We start from the raw sequence: 13682 nt of genomic DNA, 5'->3' as shown, positions 1-13682 counted from the left end.
ATTTTAACAGATCCTATCAAACGAACGCTCCTAACTATAAATAGATGAAAAGAATTATTCTTTATGTGATCACAACCTATTGTGGTCTGTTCTTGCCCTATTTGCTAAATGCACAAGAAAAAGTCTTTCAGGGCACCTATGCGGAATGTCAAGCCCAAGCGAAAAAAGAAAATAAACTTATTCTTATCGACCTTTACTTTGTCGGCTGTATGCCCTGTGCCGAAATGGATAAACAGGTTTTTCCTGATCCAACCGTGATCCAAGAACTAAAAGCCAATTACCTACTTTACAAAACAGATGTGATGAAGGAAATGGATGGTAAAAAACTGGCCCGTAAATATGGTGCACCAGGTTTTCCAACCTATGTGATTGTAAATGCTGATGGTAAAACCATCCTGACAGAATCAGGATTTTTTGGTGTAGACAGGTTTGTTCTCTTGTTAAAGGAAGCCGTACAACGCAACAAAGCCAATTTAAATCTCGCATTTAACAGTAGCCTGAATAACGAATATCCGGCCGCTTACAGTGAACGCTTTATCAAAACAGGAGAAAAGCATGATTTCGCTGAATTAGAAAGTTATCTGAACCAGCAACAAGATCTGTTTAGTGAAACTGCATTCTTAGCCAATAGCGTTACCGCATTCCCAAAATATAACAGCTGGGTCTATGATAACTTACCCAAATTGATCAACATGTATGGTGGAAATCTTCTCCGCAATAAGATTTCGACAATAGCTACAAAGAAAAGTAAACAGTATGGTTCGGCGCAGCAATTGGACAGTCTCCAAAGTATGTTGACGTATGTCCGCCCAACTTTCAATGACAAACTATGGGATGTCTTTTTGCCCGGATTTATTACAAATTATTATGCAACGTCAAAAGATGCCAATACCTATTTGCAACTGATCAACCATTATAAAGTTTACAATACGTGGGATCTGAAGAGCAATGCATTGGGCCAGGTCATCATCGACCAGGCAAAGAATACTGAGGTTCTAAAAAAGATACTGGCTGAATTTCAAAAACAGCAAAGTAAACAGCAACTGGATGCGGTAGACAGCTATCGTTTGGCACTTTTATATTATTATTTACAGGATTTTAACCAGGCGACAAAAGCCGTTACTGCACTCCTAAAAGCCGACCTATCAGCACCGTATCTTTCTATGCAGAAAAAAGATTTTATGGCATTGAAAGATGCGATAGACAAGAAGAATTCGAACCTATTCCAAGCGAAAGACATCAAAAAAAATATTCCATTTAATCTTAGTTAAACCAACAAAATCATGATCAGAAAAACCATCTTATTATTCACGGCGTGTATTTCAGCTTTTGCTACGCTGGCGCAACAACCAAGTAATGTCACCGGAACCACAGACCCCATTAAAGTAAAACGTGTTGGATTATTTAAAGTCCTTAATGGACGATTAAAAGAAATTGCAACGGCGATTCCGGATGCTACCGGTCGATTTGGATTCCGTTTCACCCCAGAATATGAAGGCTTGTATTCGATCGGTAGTGGAACTGCACAAAATCAACAGGGATTGTTCCGTTTTTATTTCAAAGGCAATGAAGATCTAAATTTAAAATTGACGCAAAGCGATTATGAGCTCGTAGGGAAAAATAGCCCCGAAAATGAAACGCTATATGCATGGGATAAACAGTCAAAAAGCTTCCACGACAAAGGAACAACTCCCGGAGGAATGAGTACCTATGTCGATTTCTTTCCCGAAGTAGAACAATTTAAAGGAAAACTGGAGGGCATTAAAAAAGTGGTCAAAACTGGGAACGCAAACTTTGACAAATTTTTCCCTGAGCTTGTAGATTACGATTTTGCTTATTATGCCATTTCCTACCTGTATATGCCACGCACAGCACATCCGAGTAAGGAAGAAATGAGCGATTATTATACACAGTTCAATGCCGATCGCTTTCTGACACCCGAGCTCCTTAAATTTCCTTATGGCGATCGCTTTATGAGTAACATGATCTATAGAAAACTGGATCTAGCGACAAAACCAACATTTGACCAACAGGTTGCCGCGATAGGTCCCGATGTACTTAAAGGACAATATGTACTACAACGTTTGGAAGGTGCCCGCTCCTATGCTGATTTTCAGGAAATGAACACTACCTATAAGAAGTATTTTACTTTGCCAGAACAGATCGAACGTGCCAAAACTGTTGAAGCCAAACTAGTGGAAACAAAAACCGGCGTACCTGCATTTCAATTTAGTTATCCTGATATTACGGGCAAAAAAGTTAATCTGTCAGATCTAAAGGGCAAAGTTGTGCTGGTTGACATGTGGGCAACTTGGTGTGGACCATGCCGTGCCGAAGAGCCACACTGGGAAAAACTCAATGAAGAATTTAAAGGTAAGCCAGTTGCATTTGTAGGTATTTCTGTAGATCAAGATAAGCCTAAATGGGAAGCTTATGCGAAAGAAAAAAATCTAAAGGGCATCCAGCTCCATGCGGGTTCAGGAAATGAATTGTCTAATGCTTACAAGGTAAATGGAATACCTCGTTATATTCTAATCGACAAATCAGGAAATCTGATCACTGCCGATAGTCCAAGGCCAAGTGACCCTAAATTGAAAGCTTTGCTTGAAGAATGGAGTAAAAAATAAAAACCGAATTAAAACCTACCTATACAAAAAGATCCCAGTTGAAATAAAACTGGGATCTTCCATTGTAAATACAGTACATCAATTATCTCACGTTATTAAATAATTAACGAATTACATTCATCCCAACTGTGGATCTGTTTTCGAATGGCTGCCCGTTTCCACACGACCCGCAAACTGACGCTCAAATTTGGTATCCTCCACATGTAACGTTACATCATACCAACCATGGATTTTGTGCGATTCCACAATCCATTTGACCGATTTCCCTGCCGCAAGTACAATCGATTTCCTCCATGTACTATAAGCATTATCTTCAACATGTACGCGGAATGATTTTTCCCCGTGATTATGAACCTCCAATACAAGATTACCCGTCAATAGGCCCTTCTTCCCTATTTCATAAGTTGCCCGAACAGATAATGGTTCCTTATTTCCTTTAAATCCCCGCATAAATCCATTTGGTCCATATACCGTTAGATCGTAATAGCCATCTTTAAAATCGGCCAAGTCCCAGTCAAAGCTAAGTTTCTGCCCTGCCACAACCGCAAATGGCCAAAACTTCACTCCTTCTTTATGGCTAGGTCCACTATAGACATTAAAAGGGCTGTTTAGCGATTTATGGCCAAACACCTTATTGCCTGCTTCCAATGTCAAATGAATTCGGTTGGGTTCTTTAGCAAATGACTCTTGAACATAAAGCTCATATGCCAAGGCGCTAGAATTTTTCTGACCTTTCTCCTGTCTTGCCAGCAAAGTGGAATGACCTTTAGACCGTAATGCTGCGGCGTCCTCTTTCGACCAAACGTGAAAATTATTGGGTAGCGGTTTCGATTTCGCCTGATCAATCGCATAGATCTGCTGATTCCGATCAAGAAAAGGCAAATCCACAGCATGTGCTCCTTCAGCTTTCCGAAATATCGATGTCAAATCACCTGTAATGGCTCGGCGCCACGAACTGATATTCTCCTCTTTCACATGCTTGCCCAGCTTTTTCTCAAAAAAATGCTCCATAAACTGAATCGTCGACGTGATATCGCAAATCTCCGAATTGACCCAACCGCCTTTTGACCAAGGTGATGCCACAATCAAAGGTACGCGGTAACCAAGGCCAACAGGACCTTCCGTCGCATTACCTTTTTCCTCACCATCGGCAAGCTCCTGGGCTAAACTCACATATTCGCCACTATAATCTAATTCCGGTGAAGTTTTTCCAGAACGGCTATCTCCTGGATTAGGAGCCACAAAAGGTGGAATATGATCAAAATACCCATCATTTTCATCATAGTTTAGAATAAAAATAGTCTTCTTCCAGATTTCCGGATTTTCTGTCAAAATATTCAATAGCTCCGATACATACCAAGCGCCATACATGGGTGCACTCGGATGATCTGAAAAGCTTTGTGGTGCAACCAGCCACGACACAGCAGGTAACTTCCCTGATTTCACATCATGTCTAAACTGGTGGAGTACATCCCCCTTGGGCACGGTAATCTTTTCACCTTCGTGTGAGACCACACTTGTCTCCCGATAGAAAGGGTCCCCCTCATTGGTTTGAAATGCACGTTCATGCAATGCACGTTGCTCCTTAGGAAGCTGCTGAAAAGCATGATCCGTGAGGCGGGCCAGATGCTTTTTATAGCTATTCAGTTGCTCCTGTTTCTGCTTAAGCTTATTCTGTGTCTTTTGAACGCTCTCTGTATTGTTATCAGCTAATGCTTTTTCGAGGCTCTGGATCTCTGCCGGCAATTCTGCAACACGCTTGTGCATAAAATCAAGATGACTTTTCTTGAATTCAATATGATACTGCGCAAACCACTCCAAATTATTGTCCGTAAAATTACCCAACAGATCCTCACCGTCTAAGCCACTTTCTATGCTGACTTCATTTTGATAAACTTTCCAGGAGATCCCTGCTTCTTCCAGGCGTTCAGGAAAAGTCTTCCAATGTGCCCAACGGTTAAAATAGATATCGGAATTCCGTACCAATGGTTTTGCTCCTTTTTGTGGTACACAGGTTCCCGTCCAAAAGAAATGCCTATTGGTTGTTGTCCCCGTAATAGACGAACAGAAGTGCTGGTCACAGATTGTAAAGGCATCAGCTAATGCATAATAAAAAGGGATATCCTCCCGTGTATAATAACCCATCGTCAGGGGAATCTCTTTCAGAGTTTTCCCCCCTGGACGTTTAGCTTCGATCCAGTTATCGTGTTTACCCTGATTCCGGGCAGCCATCTGGTTTTCCCAGGAATGCGGCAAATTGCCGGTCCATGCAGCATTCGAGTTTTGGATATCCAACCTGAATGGTGAATAGGTCTTACCTGCGGCCGAAGACTGCAACCATACTGGGTTACCACTAGGCAATTTAATAGCCCGTGGATCGTTAAATCCCCGAACGCCACGAAGGGTTCCAAAACTATGATCAAAAGAACGATTCTCTTGCATTAATAATACAATATGCTCGGCATCCAAAAAGGTACTTCCTGTGATCGGTTCTATCGCCAATGCCCGCTGTATTGCATCAGGCATCGTACTTTGTAATCCAAAAACACCGGCTAACAAGGAAGCCTTCTTGATAAAATCTCTTCTGCTATCCATAAATAAATTTGTTGTCTCTCTTTATAAATTCCATGGTCTACAGCGAATATATCCATTCGCCGTGGTTTTTTATGTAACGTTTTTAACAAACAATCCCCGCAAACGATTGATCTCATCTGCGGGGATTGTTTTTACGAATGGCTTATTTCAAAAGCCACATCAATTGGTTGATCTCATCATTGCCTTTATATTGGCGCTGCATGGCCTCGTCCAAATTGGCAGAATTATAATTGTATTCTAATGACGGGTAACGCCACCGCATCGGTATTTTATCCGGTGCCACCGAATTCAAACTTGATGTTGGATTGATCTTCCATTTAGGATAGCCCGTTCTTCGGTAATCATAATAGGGAGTCATACGTCCCTGCAAGTAACTGGCTAAATATTTTTGTGTCATAATAGCCTCCAGTTGTCCTTCGAGTACGACCGGAAATTGATTTCCATAAGTTGCTACCGCTGTATTGATGTAATTAGCATCCAATGGCATATTATGGGTATATTGAGCCGTATTTGGCGTATTATCCGCTATAAATTTCATTGCGGCTTCAATACCTTTCTTATACCAATTAACGGACGATTCGGCAACCCAGCCCCGTGCCGCAGCTTCGGCTATCACAAAACACAGATGTGCATAACTGTATTGCTGTGTTGGTTCACCACTAACTAGTTCGGTATATCGGTCATTCAATTTAGAATAATCATTTTTCTTTTTTAACTCAGCAATTTCACTAAAGGAAAGCGAAGGATCTGTCCCTACATACGCACTGAAATCATTCGGCTGTTTTCCGTTTGTGATTTGCAAAGCGGAAGGATTCGCATAATAGAATAATCGCCTATCTTGATATTGTTTCAATCGGTCAATAACCTCTGTCGAAACAATAGGATAAATAACAAAACTATTACTTATCTTATAAAAAGGATAGGTTTGGCTGGCTTTGTCCTCATGAACGACTTGAAAATTATCTGAATTACTACCAAAGATCGGTTTACTGGACAAGATTGATTTAAAACGATCCTTTATCTTCAGATCGGCATCACTTTCTTTTTTACTTAATTGAATAAGAACATTTAATGCAAAACTGTTTACCAATTTGCGCCATTTCGTAACATCCCCGGCGAACAATGGATCACCATCAAATTTTTCACCTTCCGAAAAGAGTTTATCTGCAAGCTCCAATTCAGTCAAAATACCTAAAAATACATCTTTTTGAGTATCATATTTAGGGAAATAAACCTTATCCGTTTCCCCTTTTAATGCATCTTTATAGGGAATATCTCCAACACTCATTGTCCCCTCGTAAAACTTCATGGCACGAGCAAAATACATCAGACCATTATAAGAGTTCTTGAGTTTTTCGCTTGTTGCAAACTCACCCATAAAATGAGCATCGTTGATTGAGGTCATCGAAATATCCCATTCACCGAGGCTATTATATTGATATCCCTCTGTTAATTCCGTCCAAGCAATCTCTTTGGTAAGCATATAAGGCTGCATAAAACCTTTTGTAGAGGATTGGCGTGCCAAATTTAAAATTATACGAGTAGCCAACATGGAAGGTTTAACAACCGATGGTGTCTCAGGATTGGTATTGATCTCATCAAACTTGGAACAACTTGTCGACATCACCAAAGTACCAAAGGTGATATACGTCAATAATCTTTTCATGTTCATATTTGTCATGTAATTTTTAAAAAGTTAGGTTAATATTAAAACCAATGTAACGCATCGATGGTGAACTTAAATCTTCAGAACCAACATCTGGATCTGAGAAACGAAACTCTTTGGTCCACAACAATAAATTTTGCCCTGTCACACCGATACTGGCACGTTTCGCTTTAAACTTCGAAGCAATCTTATCGGGCATTCGATAACTAAGTGACAATTCACGTAGTTTAATGAATGTTTCATCCCAATAGTTCCATCGGCCCGAATAGGCTCGTTTGTAATACCCTTCATAAGAAACCACTTTGTCGTTTGGCGCAAATACACGCGTATCTTCTGCAATCTGACCATACTTATCATAAGTAACACTACCAGAAACGATTTTAACACCTGGAGCAATAAACGTTTTATTTCCGTTAACGACTTCTTCATAACGGTATGGAGTATCTGAATCAGGATGAGAACCTGTCTGCCACAGCCGCGCATTCATTGTTGAATAGGACATTCCTTTGATCCGCCCATCTAAACTAAAACCAAATGAGAAGTCTCTATAACGAAACTGATTTGATAAACCCCAAAACCATTTTGGCGCAGTATAGCCTATCAATTGATTCGCATACTGAGCTGAAATTGGCATCCCAGAACTATTTAATATCATTTCCCCATCCGGCGAACGCTCCCAGTCCTTATACTCGATATAATCGGCCCGCATCCCTTCTTTAACATACAACGCATCTTTTGAATACTGGGGGTCTAGCTTATGGAAATAACGCATATTCTGTGAAAGGTTCATCGTAACATCCCATTGGAAATTTTCATGCTTAATCGGCGTCCCCCCCAATGTGATTTCATGTCCTTTAGTCATCTCTTCCTCTTTCGTATTGATCAGGCGCTCCTCAAACCCAGTTGTTTTTGATATTTTTGCCTTGACAATTTGGTTGTGCAACAAACGATAATAACGCGTGTAATTACCATATAATCGATTGTTCAATACCGCAAAATCAAACCCGAACTCGGTCAAATCACGTTGCGTGGGCGAAATCGAGAAATCTTTGATAATATTTGGATAGGAGGCTGTCGGCAAACCATTCCAGACATTACCTGTTACTGTAAAAGTTGAATGTACTTCATATGGATCCAATACAGATTTGGTAATGGCCCAAGAACCCCGAACTTTAAACATATCCAACCACGTAGGTTTCGATGGAAGCAGATCCGTAACAACAACACTTCCCGAAACTGAAGGATAAAAATAAGAGCGATGATCCTTTGTTAACGTTGACACCCAATCATTACGTCCAGTAGCTTCCAAAAAGATCGCATTTCGCCAAGACAAAGAAAGACGTCCATAAAGACCATTCCGCATTTCTTTAATACGAGACTCGACCGCCTTTGCCGGATCAATTGAATTCCGCAATGAATAGAATCCTGGAATCGACAGACCGTTGACTGTATTCGCGATCAGATTATTATCCTTGCTATAGAAAATGGAACCGCCCAATAGTCCATCAACTCCCCAATCACCAAAATTTTTCTTGGCGGTAAAGATCGCATCGTTGGTCGTTGCAAAACCGTCATAATCGGCTTTCATGTATTTCCCCTTACTATCAAATCCACCAAAATCTTCAAATCCACCTCGTGTTCCATATATGCCGATAGGATTTTGTTGCGTCCTTGACTTGCCAAAATAATCATAACCCGATCGAACCATAAATTTCGCCCAGTCATTGACCTTATAATTTAGGGTAATAGCGGCATTCACCTTATTGACCAATTCGGGCGTAACCTTTTCATGTGCTATCAGATAGGGGTTATCATACCATCCTTTATACATCCAATTTTGAGATTGGTCTTTTACCAGCCAATAGTCTTTATAATCTTTCAGGTTATACTCGGGGCCCGTCCATACCAGGATATTATAGATGTACCCTTGATCGTTATAGCCAGAACCAAAATTGTTAGATGAGGAACTTCTGTTATATCCCAGCCTGGTTTCCAAATCAAATTTCTCGCTGATCTTTGTTGTTCCGGTAACCGAAATATTTGTCAAGTTCAACTTTTGATTGGGATACTGTCCTTTATTATAAATATGGTTAATGGATGTCCGTATGCTTCCGTGTTCCCCTTGATTAGTAAAGCTGACCGTGTTGTTGGTGATAAACCCTGGCTCCAAAAAGTTTTTAAAATTGTCCTTACCTCGAGATGTGAGCTCACTTACTTCATATTGTTTGCTAATTGGGTTCCATTGTTCAGCAGTTCGACCAATATCCAATTTATCCCCCCATACATAATCATCATTGTTAAATTTACCGGATTCTCCAGAAGAATAGCTATGCTGTACTTCAGGAAGCGCTAAATATCCTGAAAAGAACATATTGTTACTATTTACCGTAATCTCCGTACCTTTCTCTGCTAAACCTTTTTTGGTCGTAATCATTATTGCTCCACCTTGACCCTTACTTCCATAAAGGGCAGTGGCTGTAGCACCTTTCAGCACCGTCATATCCTGAATATTATCGACAGGAACGTCCCTGAGATCCATATTCTCGTAAGCCACACCATCAATGACTAAAATCGGTGTCAATCCACGTACTTGTATTTGCGGTGTTTTATTAAATTCTGTACTATTCATAACACGCACACCAGAAATACGTCCGGTCAGGGTCGTTCCTACATCTACCCCTTTCACCCGGGTTAAATCCTCTCCTTTCACACTTTGCGTTGAATAACCCAATGCGCGTTGCTCCCTTTTAATCCCTAATGCGGTCACGACAACCTCCTCCAATGATTCAGATGATTTAACAAGTTTTATTGTTCCAGCTTGTGCAGCTAAAATTTCAATGCTTTCGTATCCGACATAGGAAATCTGAAGTAAAGCCGCATCTGTCCCATCAGGTAACCGAAATGTACCGTTTTCGTCTGTCGTAACAGCAGTTGCCGTCCCTTTTACACGCACCGTCACACCAGCAATAGGCTGACCTGTTTCCTGATCGACAACCTTGCCTCTGATCTCGTTGGCAATAGCGGAAACCGACTTATCATTCTTCACGATGACATCATTGCTGTTTTTCTTCGAGATCACATACAACTTCTCATCAATTTTCTTGACCTCAAGATTTCCATCTGAAATCATCTGGATAAACTGAACAATCTGCTCCTTTTTCAATTTATTCAAATCTGCCAAGTCATTGACTTTTTGATTTGATATAGAAGCGTCATAACCAAATTTGACATTAAATTTTTGTTCCATCCGTGTGAGGATTTTCCCGATTCCTTCACTGGTCGAAAATTGTGAGGCCATGGTCTGAAGTGCGAGCGACTGAAAGAGCAAAGCACTTCCCATAAGTTTTAAATAGTAATTGGTTCTTTTCATAAATTACTTTTTATGGATAATTGTTTGATTAAATGCGGTATTAAGCATCGTAAGTGATTTTTCTAGATCACTAGCAGGTAGATACCCCGTATAGCTTTCCGTTCGGAAAGAGTCAATTAACTCGAGATGACTTTCAGGATAAAGATTATTGAGATCAGCCACAATCTGGGAAAGTGGCACCTCTCTGAATGACAAAAGATCGCTCTTCCAGTTGGATGCATTAGTCGTATCCGCTTTGGATACATCAAATTGTTTTTGTCGTTTATCATAGGCAACTTGTTGCCCAGGTTTCACAATGGAATATTCCTTCCCACGTGATACACATACGCGGCCATGATTTAGTACCAAGCGACTATTCCCCTGCGAACAGTTTAAATTAAATGCTGTCCCCAATACACGAACATCAAAGTCGCCCGAACTGGCAATCACAAAAGGTTGTTCAGGATTTTTGGCGACTACAAAAAAAGCTTCGCCTGAAAGTTTAATACGACGTAAACTGTCTGTATTAAAATCTGACAGCAATTCGATCTTCGCTCCCTGCCGAAGAGAAACATGTGTACCATCAGGGAGTACAAGCCGCTTCACAAATTTCGTCGGATTGGAATAATGGACAATTGCATAGGCCGCATTCTTATGCTGCCCCCCAAACTTAAATTGAAATAAGAAGGCGAGACCGATCAACAGCAGACAGGCAGCAGCAGAAATAACAGACCATCTTTTTTTCCAGATAGGTACTGTCCGTGTACGCAACGGCGTACCTGTAATCGTAAAGAAAATATCTTCGGAAGTTGTTTTGTTCAGTTCACAATCACGATCGTCCAATGCAACAACCTCCTCCAAGTCCGGAAGCTCTTCCCTATCACACGAAGTAAGTAAATCAAGAAATATAGCGGTTTCCTCGAGACTTAACTCCCCATTTAGGAATTTTTTGTATAAAGCAGCTATTTTGGAATTCATCATTTCTATCCATCTTTAATTACATATACGTACCTAAAGGACGCGAAGACGACGCTGCTCTAAAAAATAGTTAAGAAAATCAATAGGGCTATTGAAATCTCAAAATGATCAAGAATATATTGACGTACAAATTTGTTCCCCTTCACCAATTGATCCCGGACTGTATTGACAGAAATACCGAGCCTATCTGCAATCTCCTGATTATCCAAAAACTCTTCCTTACTCAAAAGAAAAATTTCGAGACGTGCCTTAGGAAGTTTTGCAACAGCTTCCCGATAAACGCGCTCCAGATCCTTAAATCGGATCGCTTCCTCATTTGAATTGTCTACTAATTGGTTCTGATCGACATCTGAAGCTTGAAATTGGAATCGAACCTTTTGCTTACGAAGTTCATCAAACACAAGATTCCGGGCAATCGTATAGAGATAAGATTGCGGATTTTTACTTCCATCCAATTCTGTCCATTTTTTCCAGATTCTAGAGAATGTTTCCTGGACCAAATCTGCCGCAGCTGGCTCTTCCTTCAGATGTAAATAGGCATATTTATATACTTTGTCCTTATACGACAAAAAGAAAGTTTTAAAATCCAAATCATTGTTGTTTTCAATAGGCATGCTTCATCACGTATAATTGATCCTACAAGTTTAGTTAGAATTTTTTGAAATATTCCAATGAATTGCATGGGACATTTGGACCACTGGTTGAAAAACAGCCGATGATAACATTTTAATTATAATCATTTTATATTAAATTAACACCAATCATGGGTTATGTAAAAAAACATTTCCAAAAAAAATCCCATTACCTAGAGGCAATGGGATTTTTAGTTTAGTTCTATTAGATACTGATTAGCACTTGCTACTTTAATAGCGGAAACGGTCCCAAGAAATAGCTTCCTCGTTTATAGAAACGGAGAAAGAAATCGAGTACCTCATCGCTCACAGGAAAGAAAAATTGTTTGTCTACCTCAGCCTTGAACAGATTAACATAATATTTAGGCAACTCGCTCGGAAAGAAATCCTCAACCAAAAGATTCAGGAAATAGCGAGCATAAGGTATCTCATGCTGACTATCTTCCTCTATAAAGTTGTTGTTCTTCAATGGGAAGAATTCTTCTATCCCGCCAAAAACTTCTAGCCCCGTTTTCGGATTAAAGAAAACGGTAACTTTAGCATCTTCCGTCAGGTTCAAATTTGACTCGGGAAGTGGAGACTCTTCCTTGCTCGGGTATTTTTGCTGATATTTCTTAAAGAAATCCGTTGCAAATTCCTTCACTTCTTTTCCTTCCATAAATGCAACAGCTGCCTTATGTTCTGATTGGAATAATTTGCCCATATCTTTCAGCTGCTTCTCGGTTTTCTTCAAACTCTTATCCTTACCATTCAGGGCTTCGATACGATAGGTCATCTCATACTGCTCGGGTAAATCAAAATTTACTTCATCAGTATTCACAACGGTCATAATTCCCGACAAATTCCATGCATCTTTCCATGGCACAATTTCCATATAGAAAGATAGCGTTTCTGTTGGTTCAACAAATTGCTGTATAGAGTCCTTGAAGATTTTAAATGCAGTTTTTGTACCGATATGTTTTACATGCACATAGCGCTCGTCCACTTTGACATATTCAAAAAAGCTATTGATGCGATTGCCTAAGGTTTTGACAATACTGTAAAGCGGATGTTCTTTTCCAACCACCTCAGCGACAAATTCAGATGACTTCAATGCAAACAAATGCAGTCTGTAATTATTGAAATGATTGTCTCGAACACGATAAATCATCTGCTGTAACTGATTCTGATCATGCTGATACCGCCCAATTTCCGCAACTTGCATCAGATGATTGAGATTGGTATTATATTCACCTGCTGTTAGGTAATTTGTTGCGACAAGTTTCTCAATAAAATTTCGGACCTCGAAATAGTCTGCACCTTCATCCAAAACATATTCCAGCTTTAATTTCTCATTTTCAGGAGCAACTTCATAATGCTCTTCCAAGATCGAATAGGCCAAATCTGTAACCAACTGGATCAAACGACCTCGGGGATCAATAAACAGATGAGGATTGCGTTCACTGAAAAACAACCAAGTCAATACAGCAATATCTTCACTATTAATATCCTCAGCATAATAATCCGTTAGGTCTTTATCATGATAGAAAGGCAAAAGTTGATTGTACAATTCCGTATGGATTGTTCTAAATGCAGCAAAAATTCCTGTTTTTGCAATAACATCTTCTAAGTAACACGTCAGATAGATACTCAACGTCTTTAAAGCATCTGTATGTATAAGATCATTTGTTTCTTGCTCCTCAAACCATAACGTAGATAAACTATCATTGATTTCATTTGCAACACGTAAGTAATAACTATCTATTTCGTTTGTTTTTTGATAAGTATGGTGTGCAATCCAATCTTGAATAAAAATTCTGTTTCCTCTCATATGAAAAATGCTAAAACCAAAAGTA

Annotated in this window: 8 protein-coding genes; 2 read left to right on the top strand and 6 right to left on the bottom strand. The window is 39.8% G+C overall.

Annotated elements, in window-relative coordinates; genetic code table 11:
* The first annotated feature begins 44 nt into the window (after window positions 1–44).
* A complete protein-coding gene (locus tag B3C94_RS10155) occupies window positions 45–1271 on the top strand; it encodes a thioredoxin family protein (protein WP_293902961.1) in 1227 nt (408 codons plus the stop codon).
* A 12-nt stretch (window positions 1272–1283) separates the two neighbouring features.
* Window positions 1284–2627 carry a TlpA family protein disulfide reductase gene (locus tag B3C94_RS10150; protein WP_293902959.1) on the top strand — a complete coding sequence of 448 codons (1344 nt, stop codon included), beginning with the start codon at window positions 1284–1286 and terminating at the stop codon, window positions 2625–2627.
* A gap of 117 nt (window positions 2628–2744) precedes the next feature.
* Here the strand turns inward: B3C94_RS10150 and B3C94_RS10145 are convergent, their stop codons facing one another.
* From B3C94_RS10145 to B3C94_RS10120, 6 genes are all read right to left on the bottom strand, one after another.
* Window positions 2745–5222, bottom strand: a complete 2478-nt coding sequence (locus B3C94_RS10145) for a phosphocholine-specific phospholipase C (protein ID WP_293902957.1) — start codon at window positions 5220–5222, stop codon at window positions 2745–2747.
* A 142-nt stretch (window positions 5223–5364) separates the two neighbouring features.
* Window positions 5365–6888, bottom strand: coding sequence for a SusD/RagB family nutrient-binding outer membrane lipoprotein (locus B3C94_RS10140; RefSeq protein WP_293902955.1), 1524 nt, complete (start codon window positions 6886–6888; stop codon window positions 5365–5367).
* Between the two features lie 22 nt (window positions 6889–6910).
* Window positions 6911–10258, bottom strand: coding sequence for a SusC/RagA family TonB-linked outer membrane protein (locus B3C94_RS10135; protein ID WP_293902953.1), 3348 nt, complete (start codon window positions 10256–10258; stop codon window positions 6911–6913).
* A gap of 3 nt (window positions 10259–10261) precedes the next feature.
* A complete protein-coding gene (locus B3C94_RS10130) occupies window positions 10262–11218 on the bottom strand; it encodes a FecR family protein (protein ID WP_293902951.1) in 957 nt (318 codons plus the stop codon).
* Window positions 11219–11274: 56 nt separating this feature from the next.
* Window positions 11275–11829 (bottom strand): RNA polymerase sigma factor, encoded by a 555-nt coding sequence (locus B3C94_RS10125; RefSeq protein WP_293902949.1) that lies wholly within the window; start codon window positions 11827–11829, stop codon window positions 11275–11277.
* A gap of 244 nt (window positions 11830–12073) precedes the next feature.
* Entirely contained in the window at window positions 12074–13657 is a 1584-nt protein-coding gene (locus B3C94_RS10120) for a DUF3843 family protein (RefSeq protein WP_293902947.1), read from the bottom strand.
* Window positions 13658–13682 lie beyond the last annotated feature (25 nt).

This window comes from Sphingobacterium sp. UBA5670 (assembly GCF_002420705.1).
In the GTDB taxonomy this organism is placed as follows: Bacteria; Bacteroidota; Bacteroidia; order Sphingobacteriales; family Sphingobacteriaceae; genus Sphingobacterium.
This window is presented reverse-complemented; position numbering and strand designations above follow the sequence as displayed.